We start from the raw sequence: 21,085 nt of genomic DNA, 5'->3' as shown, positions 1-21,085 counted from the left end.
TTCATCATCCGACTGGAAGGCCACTTCCGTCACTACGGCTGGCCACGTTTTCGGTAATTCGGCTGCCGGAGTTTCTCCGGTGAAGCTCTGCGTCGTTTCCTCGGAATTTGATCCGGGTGTGCGTGGCCTTGATTTGTGCGGCCCATCCCGGGCGAGCGTGGCGGGATCGCATCCAACTCGCTCCGCTCCGCGCAAGGCACCTTGAGGCGCCCCACAACGTGGCTACGGAACGTCACTGATCACAACCTGGTGCGATCTCTGCGCAGCCCTGGGGGCGGTGCACCTCGGATGATGCTATCGCCGATCTAGGGCCGTGACCGTCAAGGTCCGCCGTGGCCGCCGTACCCCGGCGGTGGTGGGACACGTGGGTTGTCCGGGACGGCCTATCGTGGCGGGCGTGGGTTCGTCGGCAGCCGCTGCGCAGGACTTCTCCCGCGCCGGCAGCGTGCTGTCCCGACTCGCCCGGGACAGCCGCCGGGCAGGCAACATCACCCATGTCGAGCACGTGCCGGCCCGCCGGGGCCAGACCGCGCCGTGGCCGGAGTGGGCGGACCCGGTTCTGGTCGGCCGGCTGCGCGCCGCGGGTGTCGAGCAGCCGTGGGCACACCAGGCCGAAGCCGCCCAGGCGGCCCACGAGGGCCGTGATGTCGTGCTTGCGACAGGCACCGCCTCCGGCAAGTCGGTGGGCTATCTGTTGCCGGTGCTGTCCCGCCTGCTGGCGGAGCCGGGGGCCCGCGCGATCTACCTGGCGCCGACCAAGGCACTGGCCCACGACCAGCTCCGCTCGGTGCGGTCACTGCGGCTGACCGGCGTCCGCGCCTCGACTTACGACGGTGACACGCCAGGTTCAGAGCGTGAATGGGTGCGGGCGCACGCCACGTTCGTCCTGACGAACCCCGACATGCTGCACCGGGGGATCCTGCCGGGCCACCGTCGGTGGGCACCGTTCCTCCGCGGTCTGCGATACGTGATCATCGACGAGTGTCACGGCTACCGGGGTGTGTTCGGCGCCCACGTGGCGCTGATCATGCGCCGGCTGCGGCGGGTCTGCGCCCGGTACGGATCCAGGCCGGTCTTCGTCCTCGCGTCGGCGACCGTCGCCGACCCGGGGGTGTCGGCATCCCGGCTGACAGGCGTGGACGTGGAGGTGGTCGACATCGACGCCTCGCCTCGCGGGCCTATGGACTTCGCTCTCTACGAGCCTCCGCTGCTCGGAGCGGGCTCCCGCCAGCCGGCTCCACCCGCTGCCGGCTTCACCGCCGCCGGCTCCGGAGCCGGCGGCTCCGGCGAGATCGCGCAGGACCTCCCGATCCCGCGCGGGGAGAACGACGCGCCGGTCCGGCGGGCCGCGACCGCCGAGTCGGCGGACCTGCTGGCCGATCTCGTCGCGGACGGCACGCGGACGCTGGTGTTCGTCCGGTCGCGGCGGGCCGCGGAGGTCGTCGCCGCGGCGGCCCGGCGCGGGCTGGGTGAGGTGTCCCCGGATCTGGCCACCCGGGTCGCCGCCTACCGTGCCGGCTATCTCGCCGAGGAACGCCGAGATCTGGAAAGCCGGCTGCGGACCGGCGAGCTTCTCGGCGTGGCCGCCACGCCGGCGCTGGAGCTCGGCGTCGACATCAGCGGGCTCGACGCCACCGTCATCGCCGGTTTTCCTGGGACGCTCGCGTCGCTGTGGCAGCAGGCCGGCCGTGCCGGACGGGCCGGGCAGGGCGCACTCGCTGTCCTCGTCGCCCGGGACGACCCGCTGGACACCTACCTCGTGCACCACCCGGAGGCCGTTTTCGGCCGGCCGGTCGAGGCGAGCGTGTTCGATCCGGACAACCTGTATGTGCTCATGCCGCATCTGGAGTGCGCCGCCAGCGAGCTGCCGCTGGCCGAGGACGATCTCGCGCTTTTCGGCCCCGGCGCCCGCGCGGCCGTCGACGACCTCGTCCGCCGCGGCCAGCTCCGGCGCCGACCCACCGGCTGGTTCTGGACCCAGCGCCACCGACCGGATGTCGACATCCGGGGGGCCGGCGGGCCTCCGGTCCGGATCGTCGAGGCGGGAACCGGCCGCCTGCTCGGCACCGAGGACAACGCGACCGCGCATTCGACGGTGCACCAGGGGGCGGTCTACGTGCACCAGGGCGCTACCTTCATCGTCGCCGAGCTGGACCTCGAGGACGCGGTCGCGTTCGTCGAGGTGGCGGCGCCGGACTGGACGACCGTCGCGCGAGAGCACACCGACATCCGGGTCGTCGAATCCACCCGTGCTGCCCGGTTCGGCGCTGTGGAGATCCACTTTGGCACGGTGGAGGTCACCCATCAGGTGACCGGTTTTCAGCGACGCCGGCTCGCCACCGGCGAGGTGTTCGGGCGGGAGCCGCTCGACCTGCCGCCACGCCATCTGCGGACCAGGGCCGTCTGGTACACCGTGACCGACGAGCTGCTGGCGGCGGCTGGAATCGAGCCCGCCGACGTGCCCGGCGCGGTGCACGCCGCCGAGCACGCGGCGATAGGCCTGCTTCCGCTGTTCGCGACCTGTGACCGGTGGGATATCGGCGGAGTGTCGACTGCTCTGCATCCGGACACTGGCCTGACCAGCGTTTTCGTCTACGACGGCCATGCGGGTGGCGCCGGGTTCGCCGAGCGGGGCTTCGAACGGGTGGCGGAGTGGCTGGGGGCGACCCGGGACGCCGTGGCCGCGTGTGAGTGCCCCGCCGGGTGCCCGTCCTGTGTGCAGTCGCCGAAGTGCGGAAACGGGAACGAGCCTCTCGCCAAGGCGGCGGCCGTGCGGCTGCTGGATGCTCTGCTCGCCGCGGTGGACGGCGGCCGGCAGAAAGCGCTGGGGTCCCGACAGGAATAGACACCTTCGTGGGCTGGGGGTGCAGACGACCGTATCGGGGGTAGACCGCCCTCTGTCGGATACGCGAAGCGGTCTGGTATCCCGTAATCACGGCAGGAATCTGGAGGTCCCGGTGGTCACCGTCGGCGTGGTCCTGTTGCTACTGGCGGGTGTTCTCACCGCCGACATCGTGCTGGAGAACTCCGGCCAGACCGAAGTCATGATCATGGGGCAGTCGCTGTCCTTCGACATCTGGGGCCTGTTCGTGCTGGGCCTGGCCACCGGCGTCCTGGTGGTTGCCGGCGTGCAGATCGGGCTGCAGGGTTTCGCACGGGACCGGCAGCGGCGCAGAGAAGAGCGCCAGCGTGCCCGGGACCTGGCGGCGATGACCCGCGCGGTGCCGGCGCCGCAGCCAGTGCCCGCGCGGACGGCCCCGACCCCGGTGCCGGCCTCCATGGGTGCCGCTCCCGCCCGTACGGGACAGGCGGGCACGAACCCCCGCCCGGGGCCGGCGCCGAGCCGGGCCCGAACCGCGGATGTGCCTGCCGGCATGCCCGTTCCCGGCACTGCGCCCCGCGTCACCGCCCCGCCCCCGGCCCCGGCTGGTCGGGCGGCCGGCTCCGTGACCGTGCCCACCGAACCGCTGTCGATGGGCCGCCCTGGCCCCGACGCGCCGGAGGCGACGAGGCCCCGGGCAACCGGGTCGGCCAGCCCGCGGGACGCCCGGCCCGCGGCTGCCGTGACCAGTTCGCCCGCGCAGCAGGCCGGCCCCGCTGTCGCGGCGACGGCGCCGGGCGCCGTCGTCCCCGCCGCCCAGTCCGTGCCGTCCGCCGGCCGGGCGGGGGGCGCCTCCCCACGGCCGGCTGAGCCGAAGCCTCCGACACCGCGTGCTGACCGCGTCGTCGCACGGGTCGCCGACCTGCGCCGGAAGAAGCACGAGTCGCGTCCCGCCGACGGGGCGGCTGGTGGTGACACGCCGGGGAGTGGCGAGCCCGCCGGCACCTCCGCGTCCACCACCGGCGCCCGAACGAGCTGACCCTCCGGCTGGCCGGCGCCGACTCGCGTCGGCGTGGCCGCCGTGTAGGCGTTCGGTGCCCCTTCCCACGGCCCGGCGCGGGCTCTGGCCCGCGCCGGGCCGAACGCGTGCAGTGGACCGGGCAGATCCGCCTCGACGGCCACGGTGACGCCGGTGTCGTCGATCTCGCACGACGTCATCCGCGCGATGTTCGCGTGGGCGGTGTCCCGGGCCCGCTGACAGGCGAGGTCGGCTGCGGCCGAGCGGTCCGCCGCGGCGGCGAGCGCGGCGAGATCCGCGGCGGTCGCCGCCCGCTGGCGGGCCGAGTCGACCTGGAGAAGGCTCAGCGCCGTCGACCCCGCCAGGATCAGCACCATCAGCCCGCCGAGCAGCCAGATGGTGGCGGAGCCCTGGTCGGCGGCCGGCGGCGATGCGCCAGGGAAGGTCGATGTCACTGTTCATGGTCCCGGGCCGTGGCCTCGACGGCGGCGACCGCGAACGCGGAGACCGTGACCGCCGGTGCGATCGCACCCGCTCCACCCGCCCCCACGGTGGCGGTGACACGGACACGGACTCCTCCCTCGACCTCCTCGATGTCGATCACCGCGTCGGGCGGGGCGGCCCGCAGTGCCCAGGCGCGGGTCGCCGCCGGCGTCTCGCCGCGGGCGGCGGCCCGGGCCGCCAGCCGGGCAGCCTCGGCGCACCGCGTCTGCGCCGACACCGCGCTGATCATCCACAGGAGCAGGAACACCACGGCCACCAGGCTCGGCAGGCCCATGGCGAGCTCGGCTGTCACCTGGCCCTGGTCCCTGTCGTCGCGGCTGGTCGCCAGCCTGGCCGGTTTCATCGACATGGCCTCAGAACGAGACCGTCAGCGCGCGCTGTACCACCGAGGCGATCAGGGACCGGGTCGCCGAGCTCGACACCACCGCGTACAACACCCCCGCGAAGGCGACGGCGGCGAGCGTGCCGACGGCGTACTCGGCTGTCGACATCCCCGCGTCGGCAGAACCAGAGCGGATGCCTGAGAGCCTGGGTGGACGCCGCCGCGGCCCCTCCACGCGGGCGGGCCGCCATGGACGGGACGGCAGCCACGAGCCGAAGGTGAGCCCTGGACGAGTCGGCAGCCTCGGGTCGAGCGGCAGCCGGCAACGGGGCGGCTGCGAGACGGCGAGGAACGCCGCCAGGACAGACAGAGGTAGCAGGAGCCGCATCGTTGGCCTCCGGGTCAGGATCGGACGATCGAGTGGTTGTGCCCACTGATCGTCATCCGCGGACGCCTCGGTCAGGCCGGAAACACGGTCCCTGTGGACAGCCCGATCTCGTCCACAGCCCTGCGCCCGCCCGACCCCGCCCGGCTCGGGGCGCGTGCTGGCCAACGCAGGGCGGGGACGGCCGGCGCGGGGACGGCGGCGGCGGGCCTCAGCCACGGCCGGGGAACGTCAGACCGGGACCGAGGTCCGGGGCGGAACCGACGACGACCGGCACGACCCCCAGCAGCAGGAAGGCGGGTAGGAAACACAACCCGAGGGGAGCGACAGCCATCACACCCGCCCGCCGCGCCGCGGTGATGACCGCGGCGTGGGCATCCTGCCGGGCCCGGGCGCTGATCCTGGTGAGCGTCGTCGCGAGCTTGGCACCAGAGGATTCGGTCCGACCGATGGCTGCGACCGCGGCCAGCACGGCCCGCGTCTCGTGCCCCCGCGCCGGCCTGGATCTGCCCGGGAGCGGGCCCGTCCACACTGCCCGCGCAGGTCGGGAGGCGACACGGTGCGGCCGGGGATGTCGCCGACCACCGGTCCGGCGCCCCCTCGAGGATTTCGCCGGGCGCCGCGCGCCGACCGTGTCCAGCAGTCGTTGGCAGGCCTCGTCCGCGGGCAGGCCGCGCCGCAGGGCGTGGCCGGTCGCCCGTAGCTGTGCCCCGGCGGGGCCGCCCGTCGCCGCCCCGACCACTTCCAGCGCGTGCTGCGTGGTGGCCCCCGCGCGCAGGCACGCGGCGACGAGGTCGAGCGCGAGTGGCAGGTCGGCGAGCAGCCGGCGCCGGTACTCGCGGGACGTCGACCTGCCTGGACGAGACCGGTTCCGTGAAGACCGGCCTCGCCTGGGCTCGACTGGTCCGGCACACACCGGAGGCACCCGGGCCTGGACGCCGTCCGCGATCCGGCGCAGCCAGCGCAGCCCGGTGAGGTCGAGCAGCACCCCGGTGGCCAGACACGCCGTCCCGACCGGCGGCGTCACCAGGACCACCAGAGGCGAGGCGCCGAGGAGCACGCCGAGGAGCACGCCGAGCACGGGTAGCCCGGCCACAAGACGGCCGGACGAGCGTGGGCCGGCAAGCGCGGACGCGAGCTCGTCCGCCCGGGCCGCGTCCGACCGGGCGGCGTCGGCGAGCATTGTCGCGACCGGTGCGAGCCGCACGCCAGCGAGCTGACAGACCCGGTAGGCGGTCGCGAGCTGCCGGAGCGCGGCCGCGTCGCACCGGGCGAGCAACCTGGCCGGATCGTCAGCGCTGACCAGCAGCTCCTGTAGCCGTGGCAGGTCGAGCCAGCCGCCCGGTGGCCTGCGTGCCGCGCGCGAGGTCCGTCGGGCCCGGAGAAGTCCGTGCTCCGCCGGGCTGTTCCCGCCCCGGGGCGGTACGGGCACCGGCCCGGGGCGGGGGCCGTGTCGTTCGCCGGCAGGGTGCGCCGGCAGGTCGCCGACCGAGGCCAACGCCGTCCGTAACGCGTCGCCCGGAGCCGCGCCGGCGTCCAGCTCGGTGGCGAGCGCGCTGAGCACGTCCTCCGCCGCCCCCCGCAGCTGCGTTTCGTAGCGGGCGAGTGCCCACCGGCGTACCGCGCGGTACCCGGAGCAGACCAGCACGACCGCGAGCCCCGCCAACGGCCCGCCGAGAGCCGCCGCCGTGAGGCTCGCACCGGCCTGCGCGGCACGGCGGGCGAGCCCGACACCGGAGATCACCGCGCACCGCGCAGGCCCGGTGTCGCCGGTGTCGCCGGTGCGGCCGGTGTCGCCGGTGTCGCCGGTGCGGTCGGTGCGGTCGGTGTGGACGGTGCGGTGAGCCTGGTGGGCGGGAGGCGCACGCCGCGATCCTCGAGGAGGCGCAGGAGCACCGGGAGACCTTCGGCTGCCATGGGTCGGCCGGGGCTGCGCTCGTCCCGCCGACGGCTGTGTGACGCGGTGTTCCCACTGCTCGCGACAAGCGCCGGGACGACCTGGACGAGTCCGTCGGCACCACGGCCGAGCACACCGATACTGACCACGCGGCGGGCGCCGGCGCCGTCACGCCCGAGGTGGATGGCCACCTGGACAGCCGCGGCGAGATGGCTGTGCAGGGCGGCGCGCTGCAGCCCGGCCAGCGTGCCGAGCGCCTCCAGCCGCGCCGGGAGGGTCTCGGCGGCATTGGCGTGCACCGTCCCCATACCGCCCTCGTGACCAGTGTTCATCGCCATCAGCAGGTCGAGGACCTCCGGCCCGCGCACCTCGCCGACGACGAGGCGGTCGGGCCGCATGCGCAGCGACTGCCGGACGAGGTCCCGCTGCGTGATCTCCCCGGCGCCCTCGATGTTGGCGGGCCGGGCCTCCATCCGGACGACGTTGACCCGGGACAGGACCAGTTCGGCGGTGTCCTCCACCAGCACGATCCGTTCCGTGGCAGGTACGGCGTCCAGGAGTGCGGCGAGCAGGGTGCTTTTCCCCGTCCCGGTTCCGCCGCTGATCAGTGCGGTCAGCCTGGCGTCGAGGACAGCCCGCAGGACCGCCGCCGCGTCGGGCCCCACCGTGCCCGCCGCCGCGAGGTCGGCCAGCGTGAACGGGCGGGGGCGCGGCCTGCGCAGGGACAGGCAGGTGCCGCTGAGGGCCGGCGGGGAGAGCATCGCGTGCAGCCGGATTCCGCCGGGCAGCCGGACGTCGGCGAACGGCATCGCGGTGTCGAGCCGGCGCCCGCCGCCAGCGGCGAGTCGCACGGCGAGGGCACGGACGGCGCCGTCGTCGGGAAACCGAACACCGGTGAGGCGGAGCCGGCCGGCCCGTTCGATCCAGACCTTGTCCGGGCTGTTGACCAGGACGTCGGTCACCTCCGGGTCACGGAGGAGGGCTGCCAGCGGCCCCAGCCGCTCCAGATGCTCCGAGAGCACGGTTCCGGCGGCCAGGGGCATGCCGCCCGCCGCGGAGAGCGGACTGTACGTCTGCCGCGCGGCGGTCCGCGTCATGGTGGGCAGCGGAGCGGGCGGCGGGGCCGGGGTGGATGGCCGGTGTGGGCCGGCGGGGGATGGCTCGGGTGGGGCGGGCACGAGTGGCGGGCCGGGATCCGGCCGCTGCCGTGGGCCGGCGAGCGAACGGCTGGTCCTCACGGGTGCTCGCCACGGCTGAGACCGAGATCCGCCAGGAAACGGTCGCTGAACTGAATGATCGACTCTCCGACGGTCGGCTCGGTCGGCTCGGTCGGCTCGGCCGGTTCCGCCCCGGCGACCGCGTTCCTGCTGGGACGTCCTGTGGTCCCGTCTGTGGGATCTGAGCCGGAATCGCCCGGGGGTCGGCGTGTGGTCGGACGGTTTCCCTCGAATCCGGTCGTCGCCCGCCGGCCCGGAGCGGCCATCGCCGTGGGAGTCGCGGCCGGCTCATGCCGGATCATTCCGCCGAGCGGGAGGCCGACCTCGGCTGCGACCGCGCGGGCCAGTGCCGCACCGGCGGGCTCACCGGGCCGGGCACGGGAGGCGAGGCCGGTGGTGGCGTGCCGCGTCGGGCCCGGCTCGGGCAGTCGTACGACCAGCCGGACGTCCGAGCAGGTACGCGTCGCGTGCGCCGCGATCCGGGTGGCCGCCGCGCAGGCGGGCGGATCGGCGGTCACGACGATCAGGACCGTCTCGCACAGGAACAGGCCGACGTCGGCCGCGGCATCGGCCGAGCGGGGAAGGTCGACGACGATCAGATCCGCGCTGCCGCGCGCGGTGGCGAACAGTGCGCTGACGGCCGGCGGGGACAGGACCGGGATCTGGTCGCGGTCCCAGGACAACACCGGCAGGTCACCGCCAAGCATGGGCGGCCCGGCGAGAAAGTGGTCGAGGAGGTCGTCGTCACCGTCGAGCGGCCCTGGCGCCGGCCTGGACCTGGACCCCGGCCTGGACCTGGAGCCCGGCCCGGACCCGAGCTCCGATCCGGACCCGAGCTCCGATCCGGACCCGGCGGCCGGATCGGAAGCCGCCCTGGGCCGGGGTTGCCCGGCCCGGGCATCGTCCAGGCTGTGGACGCCATGCACACCACGCCTGCCGCCGGCGCCGGGTGCACCGCCCGCCGGCGTGCTGTCGCTGCCCGGAGAACCGTCCGGGCCGATGGCGAGGCCGCCGAACGGGTCCATCTCCAGCAGGACCGAGCGGACCCGGTGCCGCAGCCCCGCCCGCGCCAGCGCCGCGGCCAGGGTGGTGGCGCCCACACCGCCGCGGCCACCGAGCACGCCCACGGTCCGGGACCGGCTCCGGGCCGCGTCCGTCGCGCGGGAGAGCAGGTTGACCAGCCAGGTCTCAGCTTCGGGCAGGAAGATGACGTGCTCGGCGTTGAGCAGGAGCGCCAGGCTCCAGGTCCGACGGTCGTCGACGTCGGTGCCGACCAGAACGGTGTCGGAACGAGCCGGCAGATCCGCGGCGACGCAGGCCGCGGCCCGGTCGGCGCCGACCACGACGAGGGGCGCGTTCGCCCAGTACCGGCCCGCTGCCCGGGCGGTCGGTACCACTGTGACGGCGGCGCCGGCGGCGGCGGCGAGCCGGAGGAGGTCGTCGAGCAGGTCCGGCGAGTCGGTGACGATGAGCGGACGTCCGCGCGGTGCGTCGTCCGCGGGTGTGAGGGGCTTCGCTGGGGTCATGGCGGGCCCGTCCCTTCGGCGCGGGTGGCTGTGTGCGGCCACCATGCGCCAGGGCCCCTGGCAGGTGTGGATCTTCGATGCGGGCGGGACCGTGCTATAAAAATCGGTTCTCGTGGCGGTCAGCCGCGGGACAGCGCCTCGCAGACCGCGAGCGACTCCCGGGCAGCCAGCCCGACAGCGGTTGCGCAGTGTCGTACCCAGGTGCCCACACCGTCCGGCCCGCCGGCCAGGTAGGCGGCCAGCGCCGTGCTGTACGCCCCTGCCTGCTCGTCGCCACCGTCGTCCCCCGTGCCGCCGGCCGGCCGGTCCAGCTCGAGGTGCCCGACATCGGTGGCGACCAGGGCCTTCGGGTCCAGGCCGCGGCTGATCAGGACGAGCCGTGCGGCCGCCCGGGCAATGATCCCGTCCAGGGCCCCGAACGGACGGATCGCGAGGAGCTCGCCGTGGACCACTGCGGCGACCACGATCGCGGGGGCTGCCGTCGGAGCGGTGAGGACCGCGGTGAGCCCGTCGAGGCGCGCCGACATCTCCAGGGCGGAAACCGTCGGCAGGCTCAGCCCGCCGGCGAACACCGGCTCACCGCCTCTCGCCGCGGCACCGCCTCTCGCCGCGGCACTGCCGCCTGCCGCGGCACTGCCGCCCGCCGCGGCCGCGGCACGGCCTCCCGCGACGGCATCGCTGCCGGCGGTGCGGGGCCGCCCGAGCACGGTGTCGGGCAGCAGGCCCCGCCCGGCGAGGAGATGCATCCGGGCCAGCGCCTGCCGCGGCGCGCGTTCCCACGCGGGCGCCAGCGTGCCCAGCTCCGCGTAGAGCCGGACCGTTCCCAACGTCACGCCGAGGTTCTCCGCGTCGGTACCGGCGGCGGGGCCTCCGGAGCCGGTGGGACCTCCGGAGCCGGTGGGCCCCACGGCAGCCTCGCCGGCCACCTCACCAGCGGGCAGCTGATCGCTGAGGTGGGCTCTCAGGACGTCCAGCGGCACGTCGTGGCCTTCGAGCGCGGCGGAGGCGCGGGCGGCGCGCAGTGAGGCCTCCGCGGTCACCTCCGCGCTGCGGCGGCGCAGGATGCGGTGCCGCAGGAGGGTGTCCACGGAGGCGCGGGCGGCCGTCGCGGCGTCGCCGACGCCGGGAATCGCCGCGACCTGGCTCAGTGGGTCCGCCGCGGCGACAGGTACTGCCGAACGTGCTGTCACCTCGCAGACGCTACCCCGCCCGGGTTTGCCGGGGCTGGCCTCGCCGGGACCACGACCAGTGCCAGGGCGCATCGTCCTTCGGATCACACCTTTCGATCGCGGTGTTGCCGCACCTGTCCCCTCGTCGCGGGCCACACTGTGCACAGGGAATCAGGACGGGGCCGTCCGCGTGGGCGGGGGCCGCGCGGCGATGCCCGCGCACCCGGCTGAAGGGCGCCGCCGGTACCGGATCTGATCGGCGGGTCGCGGGCCGGTTTCACGAGGGAGGGCCGGTGTGCCGATGAGGACGGACAGCTCGGGGGCGGAGCGCGAGCAGCCGACGCTGGGGGAGCTGGTCGCCCTGGCGACCCGTGACATGTCCCTGCTGGTCCGCCAGGAGATCGAGCTCGCGAAGGCCGAGCTCGCCCGTCAGGCGGTGTCCGCCGGGCTCGGGATCGGTTTCCTCGTGGCGGCGGCCGGCCTGGGGCTCGGCGCGCTCATCGCCGGAACCATCTTCATCGGTGAGCTGTTCACCTGGGCCGGTGTCGAGCGCTTCTGGGCCTACCTGCTCACGGCCCTGCTCTATCTGGCGTTGGCGGGGCTGTTGTCGATCTTCGCGGTGACCCGCCTGAAGAAGCTGTCACCGCCCGAACGGACCATCCAGACCCTGCGTGACGATGTCACCCTGCTGCGCAGCCCGGCTGGCAGGGCACGGGCGAGGCAGGGCGAGGGCGGCGGGCACGCCGGCTGAGCGGCGCGGCTGTCCCGGGCCCGAGCACCACCTCCCCGGCGGTGTCCGCCGGTCTGCCATCCTTGCAGGCGATGGAGGATGCCCCCCCCGAGCCCGCCACCGTCCTCGTTGACGGGCCATGGCGGCACCGGGACGTCTCGACCAACGGGACCCGCCTGCATGTCGCCGAGGCCGGCGAGGGGCCGCTCGTCCTCCTGCTGCACGGCTTCCCGCAGTTCTGGTGGACGTGGCGCTCGCAGCTGCGCGACCTCCCGCGTGCCGGCTACCGCGTCGTCGCCGCGGACCTGCGCGGGTACGGTGCCAGCGACAAGCCGCCCCGGGGCTACGACGCTCTCACCCTGGCGGACGACGTCGCCGGTCTGGTACGGGCCCTCGGTGAGCGCGACGCGGTGATCGTCGGCCATGACTGGGGCGGCCTTCTCGGCTGGACGACGGCGGTGCGCCGGCCCCGGGTGGTGCGCGGCCTCGCCGTCATCGGTATGCCACACCCGCTGCGGATCCGGCGCCAGGTCGCCGCCGACCCGGGTGGGCAGGGCCTGGCCAGCCGCTATCTGGGGGCGTTCCAGCTGCCGTGGCTGCCCGAGCGCCGGCTCGTCGCGGACGGCGCGGCCCACGTCGCCGAGCTGCTGCGGGCCTGGGGCGGGCCGGGCTACCCGGCTCCGGACACGGAGGCGCGGTACCGCGGCGCCATGCGGATCCCCGGTGTCGCCCACAGCGCGCTGGAGTACCACCGGTGGGCGGTGCGATCCCTGTTCCGCCCGGACGGCGCGCGGTTCGCCGAGCTCCTGCGGACGCCGGTGCGGGTCCCCACCCTGCAGCTGCACGGCTGCCTCGACCGCTGCCTCCTGCTTTCGACAGCACTCGGGTCGGACCGCCATGTCGCCGCGCCCTACACCTGGCGGTCCTACGAGGGGCTGGGGCACTTCCCCCACGAGGAGGATCCCGACACGATCACCCGTGATCTTGTCGCCTGGCTGGCGCAGACGGCCCAGGACTCCCCGACCCGCTGACCCGGCCGGCCGATCCGCCGCGTGCTGACCCGGCCGGCTGACCCGGCCGGCTGACCCGCCGCGCGCCGACCGGCCGGCGACCCGCCGTCAGTCGCAGCTCTGCGTGCTCACCGGGATGGTCGCCTGCGCGCCGCGCTGCGCCGGGACGGAGACCTCCTGAGCGGTCAGCACGTAGCCGGTGTCGTCGTCGTCCGTCGCCGCGGCGAAGACGACTCCCAGCACGGTGCCGGACTCGGACAGCAGCGGGCCGCCGGAGTTGCCGGGCAGCACCTGCCCGCGGATCGCGAAGATGTCCCGGCGGACCGTGCCGCGCGAGTAGATGTCCGGCGCGCTCGCGTTCTGCTGGTTGCGGATCCGCGCGGGTTCGGTCGTGTACGGCCCGTCCTGGGGATAGCCGGCGACGACGGCGGAGTCACCCGGCTCGGCCGGGGGCGAGGAGTGGAACCGCAGCGGCGGGCGGACCAGGCCGGGGACGTGCAGCACCGCCACGTCCCGGCCGGGGTCGAAGAGCACCACCTCGGCCGGCAGCGAGCCGGAGTCCAGCTCGACGACGGCCTCGCTGACCCCGGCCACGACGTGGGCGTTCGTCATGATGTGCTGCGGCGAGAAGACGAACCCGGTGCCTTCGACCTGCTTGCCGCACGACGGTGCCTGCCCGCGGATCTTCAGGATGCTCGCGGCGGCGTTCTGGATCCCGGCCGTGCCGACAACCGCCGGGTCGGGCACGTCGGTGGCGACGATGCGCTCGCCGTCGAGGCCGGCGAAGACCTCGGGGAAGCCCTGGTCGTCCATCAGGCGCCGCAGGTCGGCGAAGGTGTGCCGGACGTCGTCGGGCATCTCGGTGTCGACGGCGCCGAGGATCTCCGAGCCGCGGGCGGCGCGGGCGAGGGTCTGGAACGGGGAGCGGTCCACCGCGGTGGCGATGAGCCAGGCGACCAGCAGTACCGAGAACCCGGACAGCACGGCGCCGGCGACGGAGTCGAGCCGCTGCCCGGGCCGCCAGGTCAGCCGGCCGCGCAGGATCGCGCCCAGGGCGGTGCCGAGGATCTGCCCCATCAGCGCCAGGCCGACGACCACGATGAGGCCGACCACCGCACCGTCGTCCTCACGCCCGATGAGCTCGGCGAACGGGCGCGCGATCTTGGCGCCGAGGACACCGCCGCCGAGGAAGCCCACGAACGACAGGGCACCGACGGCGAACCCCTGCCGGTACCCGGAGATCGCGAACATCACGACCAGAGCGATGAGGACGAGGTCGAGAAGGTTCACCGAGGGCCGCGTCGGTGCTTCAGCGGACCACGAGGGTGGCGGTCATGGCCGGGTGCAGAGTGCAGATCACGGGATACTCGCCCGGCTCGGTGGCCGTGAACGTGATCGTCTGGGACTCGCCGGTACTCAGGATGTCCGTGCTCGCCCCGGGCAGCTGGGAGATGACGAAGTTGTGGGGGGCGGAGCCCTTCGCGACCGAGAAGTCGACCCGGATCCGGCCGGGGCTGGCGACCAGCTCGCGGGCGGAGAAGGCCAGGTCAGCCTGGCCGACGACGTCGAAGACCTGGACCCCGTCCTGGACGGTCGGCGTCAGCGTCGCCGTGGCAGCTGCTTCGCCCCCGCCGCCACCTCCGCCGCAGCCCGCCGCGACGGTGACCAGCATGACGGCCGCGACCAGCGCGACCAGCGCGTTTTTGGCGGATCGGGCGGATCGGACAGTCATCCTCCGACCGTACCGTCCGCCGTACCGTCCGCTTCGCCCGGCGCGGCCCGGGGCTCCACCACCGCTCGGGGGAGGACCATGGCCCTGGTGATCGCGGAGGTGATCTCCGGCACGTCGACGGGGGTCGTGGTGTCCCAGGGGCGTTCCCACCCGCCGAGCCGCAGCAGCACGTCGAGGATGCCGGCGGTGAAGCCCCACACCGTCATGCCGTGCACCCGGAAGGCCGGGCTGCCGAACCCGGCCGGGTGCCACAGCAGGATCCGGTTCGCCGGGTCGGCCAGCTCCGCGACGGGGACCCGCGCCACCGACGACGTCTCCGCCGGATCGACCGCCTGCACGGCACTCGGGGTGCGCCACCAGGCGAGCACCGGGGTGACGAGGAAGTGGCTCGCTGCCAGGTAGAGCGGCTGGGCGGCGGCGAGGATCTCGACGCCGGCCGGGTCGAGGCCGACCTCCTCCTCGGCCTCGCGCAGCGCCGTCGCGGCCATCGAGACGTCCGTCTCGTCGGCACTGCCGCCGGGGAAGGCGGGCTGCCCGGCATGGTCGCGCATGTCCGCCGCGCGCTGCTGCAGCAGGATGTCGGGCCCGCCCGGCCCCTGGCCGAACAGGATCAGGACCGCCGCCCGCCGCCGTGGGCCGGGCTGCCGCTGCTGCGGGCTCCGGGACGTCTCGACGGGGATGCCGTCGCCGACCGCACCGACCAGCGCGGTCAGCCAGTCCGGGACAGGCGAGCCACCGGCAGCCGCCGCCCGCCCCGGGCCGGGCCGCCCCGGGCCGGACCGGCGCGGGGCGCTCACCGGGCCGCCTCCGCATCCCCGCGGACCAGGCGGGCGGCCTGGAGCGGGTCGGTCGGGCCCTCCCCGAAGGACGGGCACAGCGGGGCGATCGCGCACGCCCCGCAGGCGGGCCGGCGGGCATGACAGATCCGCCTGCCGTGGAAGATCATGCGGTCCGAGGCGATCGTCCAGTCCCGCCGCTCGATGAGGCCCGCCAGGTCGCTCTCGACGCGGACCGGGTCGGTCTCGGTCGTCAGCGCGAAGCGGCGCGACAGCCGGCCGACGTGGGTGTCGACGGTGATGCCGGGGACGCCGAAGGCGTGGCCGAGGACGACGTTCGCGGTCTTGCGCCCCACGCCGGGCAGGGTCACCAGATCCGCCAGGCGGCCGGGTACCTCGCCCCCGAACCGCTCGGCGAGGACGGTGCCGATGCCGATCAGCGAGTTCGCCTTCGCCCGGAAGAAGCCGGTGGGGCGGAGCAGGGCCTCGAGCTCCTCGCGGTCCGCCGCGGCGTAGGCGCCCGCGTCCCGGTAGCGATCGAAGACGGCCGGGGTGACCTCGTTGACCTTCTTGTCGGTGCACTGGGCCGACAGCACCGTCGCGACCAGGAGTTCCAGCGGGTTGCCGAAGCGCAGCGCGATCCGCGCGTCGGGATGGAGCTCGCCGAGCGCGCGCACGATGCGGCGTGCGCGCCGGGTACGGGCCAGGGCCGTCTCGGCTGACGCGTCGACGGTGATTGCCATACTCCGCAGGTTATCTGCCGTGCCCTGGCCGGGACCGGTTGCCTGATGGTGGTCCGCGATGGCGCGTCGCCACCCCGAACGCATGCCACCGGCCGCCATCGTGGACCATGGGTTCGTCATGTTTGCCTTTGCTGTGGTTACGTTCCCGTTGGTGCTGCTCGGGCTCCTCCTGGCGATGGAGCGGGTGGAGCGCCCCCTCAACGCTGCCGACACGGGCAAGGGGCTTGAGGGCTTTCTCGACAGCGCCCGGCCCGACGAGGTGGCGACCTTCGTCCAACAGGGTCTGCCAGCCGCGCTCGAGCGCTACCGGCGCCGGCTGCGCCGCACTCCGCCGGGCAAGCACCGCGCTGCCTGACGCCCGACGCCTGACGCCTGACGCCCGACGAGGCCGCCATCTCGGTCTGCCCAACCTTTCCAACCTGCCCAACCTGTCCGACTGACCCGATCGGGCCTGTTCGGCCTGTTCGGCCTGTTCGGTTGACGGCGTGACCGTCGCCGTGAGCGGTCGCACGGTGCGCAGGCCCACAGATCGGCCGTGCTGCGCGGATTGTGACTCACGCCACCTTGGTGGTGCTTCTGCTGTCACTTTGCGTATCAGAACGACGTATTCGGGTACATCTGCGTGACCTGACCAGGCCGATGGGGGTCCCTGGCCGTGCCCAAAGCCCCGCACCCTGGCATGCTCACCTCGTGGACGATCTGCTAGCCCGCGTTCCGCTGTTCGCCGGGTTGTCCGAGCCCGACCGCCAGGCGCTTTCCGATCACCTGGACCGGCAGGACGTGACCCGTGGCGATGTGCTGTTCCGCGAAGGGGATGTCGGTGACCGCGTTTTCGTGGTTCTCTCCGGCAAGGTCAAGATAGGACGCCAGTCCGCCGATGGGCGGGAGAACCTGCTGTACGTGATGGGGCCGGGAGATCTGTTCGGAGAGCTCTCCCTGTTCGATCCCGGGCCGCGCACCGCCACGGCGACCGCCGTGACCGATGCGTCGCTCGTCGCACTCGACCACACCGCGCTGCGGCCGTGGCTGCGTTCCCGGCCCGAGGCCGGGGCGCTGCTGCTGCGTGTGCTGGCCCGCCGCCTGCGGCGGACCAACGACACGATGGCGGACATGGTCTTCACCGACGTGCCCGGCCGGGTGGCGAAGGCGCTGCTCGACCTGGCCGACCGTTTCGGTGAGCCGGCCCAGCCGGGCAACGAGGCGGCGGGGGTCCGGGTCGAACACGGCCTCACCCAGGAGGAACTGGCACAACTGGTCGGTGCCTCGCGGGAGACGGTGAACAAAGCCCTGGCCGACTTCGCCACCCGAGGGTGGCTGCGGCTGGACTCACGCGCCGTCGTGCTGCTCGATCGTGAGCGGCTCGCCCGCCGGGCCCGCTGAACTCACCGCCGGTAGGGGAGCCGGCATGTCCGTTACCCGGCCGTCTCCCGGATCCGCCAAGGGCGCCGGATCCGGGAGCGGCGTCTTCCCCAGCCCGTTCTCCGCGACGCCGAGGCGGCCCTCGTTCGTGATCCCGAAGCCGCCGTCCCGGGCTGCGCCGCCGTTCCTCGACGGCGCGCCGTCGTCCTTCGACGGATCGTCGTCGCCGGGCCCGGCTGGCGGGAGCGCGGCGAGCAGCCGCCGGGTCTGCGGAGCCTCGCTGACCGCGCCGGTGGCCGTCGCCGCCGCCAGGGCCTGCTGGTAGGCCTCGCGGCTGCCCTCGACGTCCCCGTGGGCCGCCAGCACCGTGCCCAGCGCCCGGTAGGCCAGTACCTGGGCGCGCACGTCCTCAGCGTCCACACTGACCGCGCGCCGGGCCACCCGCAGCGCCTCGTCGGGCTCCCCCGCGTCCAGCAGGGTGCCGGCGAGGTGGGCGTACGCCTGCCGACGGGGGAACATCAGGGTCGCCGGCTCGCTGACGGCGAGCGCACCGCGCAGGCCGGCGATGGCCTCGTCCAACCGGCCACGGGCCCGGGCGATCTGCGCCACCAGGACCTTGGCGCCGAGCTGGGCGTGCGGGCGCAGCTCCAGGCGGTCCAGATCGGCGAGCGCGCGGCGGGCCGCCTCCTCGGCCGCGTCCACCTGACCAGCGTCCAGCCTGGTCAGGCCGAGGAGCACCTGCACGAACGCGCCGATGATCACATGCCCGGTGGCGGCTGCCTCGGTGCACACCTCGGTGAGCAGGTCGGCGCCGCGCTGCGGTTCGCCCGCGCCGCGGGCGGCCAGGCCGCGGGCGATCAGGGTGAGCGTGTGCCCCCAGGAGTCGCCCGTCTCGGTGAACAGTTCCGCCGCGCGGGCCGCCTCGGCCTCGGCGGTCTCGATGTCGCCGAGCTCGGCCGCGGCGACCGCGTCGATGGTCAGGCAGACGGCCTGCCCCCAGCGTTCCCGCATCGACTCCGCGAGGTTGATGAGCACCCGGGAGACCTTGCGGGTCCGGGTGAGCTGGCCGGAGAGCAGCAGCACGAGGGCTTCGGTGCCGGAGCACCAGCCGAGGCCGCCGGCGTCCTCGAGCCGCTCGAAAAGGGCTGAGGCCTCGCGCAGGGTGCGCTCGGCCCGGCCGTAGTCGCCGCGGGTGGTCGCGCTCCAGGCCAGGTGCTGCAGGGCCCAGCCGACGCCGCGGGGGTCGTCGACGCGCCGGGCGAGGGTCAGCGCCTCGCTGTAGCGCTCCTCAGCCGCCTGGATGCGGCCGGCCGAGTACTCCAGCAGCCCGAGTCGGCGCAGGGCTGCGGCCACGGCCCGGTCGTCACCGGCCCGGTGCGCGGCGTCCAGGGCGGTGATCAGGGACTGCCGCGCCTCCTCGCCGCGCCCCTGCTTCTGCCGGAGCTCACCGAGGACGGCGTAGGCCGACGCCCGCTGGGCGGGCGTGTTGAGCCGCAGCGCCGGGCGCAGCACCCGCTCCGCCTCGTCGAGCCGGCGCAGCCAGACGAGCGCCTCCGCGTGCAGGATGCGCACCTTGATGTCGTCGTCGCCGTCGACCACGTCGCGCCCGAGTCGGCGGGCGTTGGCCAGCAGGTCGGCGGCGGCCCGGTGGTCGTCGCGGGCGAGCGCCGAGCGGGCCAGCCGGACATGCGCGTGGAAGCCGGCCTCCCGCGCGGACCAGGCCGGGTCGTCGGCCGGCAGCGCCATCGACGCGGCCAGGTCGTAGGCCCGCAGGGCGTGCCCGGCGACGAAGGTCGACACCTCCCGGGACGAGCCGACCATCGCGGTCACCCCCCAGCGGGCGGCGGTCGCGTGCCGGCGGGCCCGCTCGACCTTCGGCAGGCCCGAGTAGGCGACGTCGCGGGCCATCGGATGGACGAACCGCCACAGCGTCTCGCCCTGCCGCGGCGGCCGGACGAGCTGGCGCTCGGTGAGGACGGACAGGGCCCGCTCGACCTCGGCCGCGGGGCGCTCCCCGACCGCCTGCAGCGCCTCGGCCGGGAACCGGGGGCCGAGCACGGCCGCGGCCCGCAACGCCGCCTTCGACGACGGGTCGAGGTCGTCGATCCGCGCGGCGAGCACCGACTGGACGCCGGCGGGAAGCACCGTCTCGGCCAGGGAGCCCTCCAGCACCCAGCGCATCCCCTCCCCGTCCGGGTCGGGCACCTGGCGCAGCAGGCCCCTGTCCACCAGCAGGTTCAGCAGCTCGGTGAGGAAGAACGGGTTGCCGTGCACCCGGGCCAGCAGACCCGCCTGGTTGGCCCGGGACAGGCCCGGCTCGCCCAGATAGTCCTTGAGCAGGGCGCGGGCGGCGTTCTCCGGCAGCGGGGTCAGCGCGATCCGCCGCGCGGCGGCCAGGTCGGCGAAGCGGGGGTTCTCCCGGTCGAGCAGCAGCAGCATCACCGGGCCGGTCAGCGCGGTCGCGAGCCGGCGCAGTGCGATGGTCAGCCGGCTCGTCGCCCATTCCAGGTCATCGATGATGACCAGCACGGGGCCCTGCACGGCGACCGCGCTCAGCAGCAGCCCGACCGTCTCCACCGCGTCGTCGACCGCCCGCTGCAGCGCCTCGCCGTGCGAGGCCCGGCCCACCGGATCGCCCGGCGGCGGCACCCCGACCGCGCCCGGCCGGCGGTCCGGCGGCACGCCCAGCATGCCGAGCAGCCGGTCGCCGATGCCGGACGGGAGTTTCGTCCCGAAGATCGGGTGGGTGAGCGCGGCGACCTTGCGGCGCACCCGCTCGGCCACCCGGTCCAGGCTGTCGCCGTCGGTGATGCCGCAGGCGCCGCGGATGAGGTCGATCAGCGGGGCCAGGTCCCGCACGTCGCCGTGCCGGACGGTGCGCCCCCACAGCACCGTCGCGCCGGACGCCGTCACGGCGCTTTCGGCGAGCTCGCGGGCCAGCCGGGTCTTGCCGATGCCGGCCTCGCCGGTGACCACCACGACGTCCGGGCGACCGCCGTCGGCCACCCCGGTGAAGTAGCCGCAGAGCTCGGCCAGCTCCCGCTCGCGCCCGATGAAGGTCGCGTCGTCGGCCAGGCCGGGGCGGGCGATGTTGGACGGGCGCAGGCTGACCAGCTCGTAGGCCGGGACCGGCTCGCGCTTGCCCTTGAGGATCAACGGCGGGAGGTCACGCCAGGTCGCGACCGAGCGGGTGGCGGTGACCGTGTCCCGCCCCGCGTAGACGGTGCCGACCGCGGCCGCACCGGACAGCCGGGCGGCGGTGTTCACCGTGTCCCCGATGACCGTGTACGACAGGGCCGCCTGCACCCCGGCGAGGACCTCTCCGGTGTTGACGCCGACCCGCAGGCCCAGCGGGCTGCTGTCGCCACCCTCGTCCATGATCAGGCGACGGACCGTCTCCTGCATCGCGGCGGCGGCGCGCACGGCGCGCTCGGGATCGTCCTCGTGGGCGGTCGGCGCGCCGAAGACGGCCATGATCCCGTCTCCGCTGAGGTTGTCGACCCGGCCGCCGACCTCGTCGACCTCGCGGGCGAGCGCGGCGAGCACCCGGTCGGTGACCTCGCCGACCCGCTCGGGGTCACGGTCCTCCGCCCAGGCGGTGAAGTCGGAGAGATCGCCGAAGAGCACGGTGACGACCCGCCGCTCCGCCGCCTCCGCGCGCGGGGTGTCGGTCTGGGTGAACTGAAGGCCGCAGTTGAAGCAGAACCGCCCGCCGGGGACGGTCGGGGTGCCGCACCGAGGACACACGAGCGGGCCGGGCGTGGGAGAGCTGATCACCATTCTGGACCGGTTCCTCTCCGCCGGATGATCGCGCAGGCGCGTGGGCGGCACGAGCCGCGTGGGAGGTGGGATCCCCGCTGGCCGCGGGAACAGGCG

At 74.6% G+C, this 21,085-nt stretch carries 17 protein-coding genes and 1 pseudogene; 6 read left to right on the top strand and 12 right to left on the bottom strand.

Annotated elements, in window-relative coordinates; all coding sequences use genetic code 11:
- The first annotated feature begins 388 nt into the window (after positions 1-388).
- Together B207_RS0115440 and B207_RS41485 are read left to right on the top strand one after the other, a co-directional pair.
- The gene (locus tag B207_RS0115440) at positions 389-2,845 is read left to right on the top strand and encodes a DEAD/DEAH box helicase (RefSeq protein WP_018637450.1); all 2,457 of its coding nucleotides are present in this window, start codon (positions 389-391) and stop codon (positions 2,843-2,845) included.
- Between the two features lie 112 nt (positions 2,846-2,957).
- Complete coding sequence (locus tag B207_RS41485) at positions 2,958-3,860, top strand: hypothetical protein (protein WP_230205033.1); 903 nt, start codon at positions 2,958-2,960, stop codon at positions 3,858-3,860.
- A gap of 80 nt (positions 3,861-3,940) precedes the next feature.
- On the opposite strand, the pseudogene B207_RS42880 reads toward B207_RS41485, so the two are convergent.
- From B207_RS42880 to B207_RS0115400, 7 genes and pseudogenes are all read right to left on the bottom strand, one after another.
- Positions 3,941-4,294 (bottom strand): annotated as a pseudogene (locus B207_RS42880) (Rv3654c family TadE-like protein); the annotation flags it as partial.
- A complete protein-coding gene (locus tag B207_RS0115430; RefSeq protein ID WP_018637448.1) occupies positions 4,291-4,692 on the bottom strand; it encodes a TadE family type IV pilus minor pilin in 402 nt (133 codons plus the stop codon). The pseudogene B207_RS42880 and the gene B207_RS0115430, both read right to left, overlap by 4 nt.
- 4 nt (positions 4,693-4,696) lie before the next feature.
- Complete coding sequence (locus tag B207_RS42875) at positions 4,697-4,900, bottom strand: DUF4244 domain-containing protein (RefSeq protein WP_407671420.1); 204 nt, start codon at positions 4,898-4,900, stop codon at positions 4,697-4,699.
- A gap of 361 nt (positions 4,901-5,261) precedes the next feature.
- Positions 5,262-6,794: a hypothetical protein gene (locus B207_RS34040; RefSeq protein WP_018637446.1), complete on the bottom strand. Its 1,533-nt coding sequence runs from the start codon at positions 6,792-6,794 to the stop codon at positions 5,262-5,264.
- Positions 6,791-8,044, bottom strand: coding sequence for a TadA family conjugal transfer-associated ATPase (locus B207_RS0115415; RefSeq protein ID WP_154675377.1), 1,254 nt, complete (start codon positions 8,042-8,044; stop codon positions 6,791-6,793). Before B207_RS0115415 ends, B207_RS34040 begins: the two co-directional genes overlap by 4 nt.
- A 137-nt stretch (positions 8,045-8,181) precedes the next feature.
- On the bottom strand, positions 8,182-9,690 hold the full coding sequence (ssd, locus tag B207_RS0115410; RefSeq protein WP_018637444.1) for a septum site-determining protein Ssd: 1,509 nt from the start codon (positions 9,688-9,690) through the stop codon (positions 8,182-8,184).
- A gap of 119 nt (positions 9,691-9,809) precedes the next feature.
- On the bottom strand, positions 9,810-10,880 hold the full coding sequence (locus B207_RS0115400; RefSeq protein ID WP_018637443.1) for a hypothetical protein: 1,071 nt from the start codon (positions 10,878-10,880) through the stop codon (positions 9,810-9,812).
- A 280-nt stretch (positions 10,881-11,160) separates the two neighbouring features.
- Between B207_RS0115400 and B207_RS0115395 the strand changes: the two genes are divergently transcribed.
- Both B207_RS0115395 and B207_RS0115390 read left to right on the top strand, forming a co-directional pair.
- Positions 11,161-11,610 (top strand): phage holin family protein, encoded by a 450-nt coding sequence (locus B207_RS0115395; protein ID WP_018637442.1) that lies wholly within the window; start codon positions 11,161-11,163, stop codon positions 11,608-11,610.
- A gap of 71 nt (positions 11,611-11,681) precedes the next feature.
- Positions 11,682-12,620, top strand: a complete 939-nt coding sequence (locus B207_RS0115390; protein ID WP_018637441.1) for an alpha/beta fold hydrolase — start codon at positions 11,682-11,684, stop codon at positions 12,618-12,620.
- An 87-nt stretch (positions 12,621-12,707) separates the two neighbouring features.
- On the opposite strand, the gene B207_RS0115385 is transcribed toward B207_RS0115390, so the two are convergent.
- Genes B207_RS0115385 through nth form a run of 4 tightly spaced genes read right to left on the bottom strand, consistent with a single transcriptional unit; the run spans position 12,708 to position 15,850 of the window.
- Positions 12,708-13,889 carry a MarP family serine protease gene (locus B207_RS0115385; protein ID WP_018637440.1) on the bottom strand — a complete coding sequence of 394 codons (1,182 nt, stop codon included), beginning with the start codon at positions 13,887-13,889 and terminating at the stop codon, positions 12,708-12,710.
- A 19-nt stretch (positions 13,890-13,908) separates the two neighbouring features.
- Positions 13,909-14,331 carry a cupredoxin domain-containing protein gene (locus tag B207_RS0115380; protein ID WP_018637439.1) on the bottom strand — a complete coding sequence of 141 codons (423 nt, stop codon included), beginning with the start codon at positions 14,329-14,331 and terminating at the stop codon, positions 13,909-13,911.
- Positions 14,328-15,128, bottom strand: a complete 801-nt coding sequence (locus B207_RS0115375) for an NUDIX hydrolase (RefSeq protein ID WP_018637438.1) — start codon at positions 15,126-15,128, stop codon at positions 14,328-14,330. Before B207_RS0115375 ends, B207_RS0115380 begins: the two co-directional genes overlap by 4 nt.
- Positions 15,125-15,850, bottom strand: a complete 726-nt coding sequence (gene nth / locus B207_RS0115370) for an endonuclease III (protein WP_018637437.1) — start codon at positions 15,848-15,850, stop codon at positions 15,125-15,127. Before nth ends, B207_RS0115375 begins: the two co-directional genes overlap by 4 nt.
- A 118-nt stretch (positions 15,851-15,968) precedes the next feature.
- On the opposite strand from nth, the gene B207_RS0115365 reads away from it, so the two are divergent.
- Positions 15,969-16,205, top strand: coding sequence for a hypothetical protein (locus B207_RS0115365; RefSeq protein ID WP_026311087.1), 237 nt, complete (start codon positions 15,969-15,971; stop codon positions 16,203-16,205).
- Positions 16,206-16,540: 335 nt separating this feature from the next.
- Entirely contained in the window at positions 16,541-17,230 is a 690-nt protein-coding gene (locus tag B207_RS0115360; protein ID WP_018637435.1) for a Crp/Fnr family transcriptional regulator, read from the top strand.
- Here the strand turns inward: B207_RS0115360 and B207_RS0115355 are convergent.
- The gene (locus tag B207_RS0115355) at positions 17,177-20,989 is read right to left on the bottom strand and encodes a tetratricopeptide repeat protein (protein WP_018637434.1); all 3,813 of its coding nucleotides are present in this window, start codon (positions 20,987-20,989) and stop codon (positions 17,177-17,179) included. The two genes, B207_RS0115360 and B207_RS0115355, sit on opposite strands and share 54 nt — an antisense overlap.
- Positions 20,990-21,085: the final 96 nt, after the last annotated feature.

Source organism: Parafrankia elaeagni, from assembly GCF_000374165.1.
GTDB lineage: Bacteria > Actinomycetota > Actinomycetes > Frankiales > Frankiaceae > Parafrankia > Parafrankia elaeagni.
This window is presented reverse-complemented; position numbering and strand designations above follow the sequence as displayed.

Bases quoted from the DNA above. Each gene is read 5' to 3' on its own strand.
- B207_RS0115430 (WP_018637448.1), bottom strand. From the start codon at position 4,692: ATGTCGATGAAACCGGCCAGGCTGGCGACCAGCCGCGACGACAGGGAC.
- B207_RS0115415 (WP_154675377.1), bottom strand. From the start codon at position 8,044: ATGACGCGGACCGCCGCGCGGCAGACGTACAGTCCGCTCTCCGCGGCG.
- ssd (WP_018637444.1), bottom strand. From the start codon at position 9,690: ATGACCCCAGCGAAGCCCCTCACACCCGCGGACGACGCACCGCGCGGA.
- B207_RS0115395 (WP_018637442.1), top strand. From the start codon at position 11,161: ATGAGGACGGACAGCTCGGGGGCGGAGCGCGAGCAGCCGACGCTGGGG.
- B207_RS0115390 (WP_018637441.1), top strand. From the start codon at position 11,682: ATGGAGGATGCCCCCCCCGAGCCCGCCACCGTCCTCGTTGACGGGCCA.
- B207_RS0115380 (WP_018637439.1), bottom strand. From the start codon at position 14,331: ATGACTGTCCGATCCGCCCGATCCGCCAAAAACGCGCTGGTCGCGCTG.
- nth (WP_018637437.1), bottom strand. From the start codon at position 15,850: ATGGCAATCACCGTCGACGCGTCAGCCGAGACGGCCCTGGCCCGTACC.
- B207_RS0115365 (WP_026311087.1), top strand. From the start codon at position 15,969: ATGTTTGCCTTTGCTGTGGTTACGTTCCCGTTGGTGCTGCTCGGGCTC.
- B207_RS0115355 (WP_018637434.1), bottom strand. From the start codon at position 20,989: ATGGTGATCAGCTCTCCCACGCCCGGCCCGCTCGTGTGTCCTCGGTGC.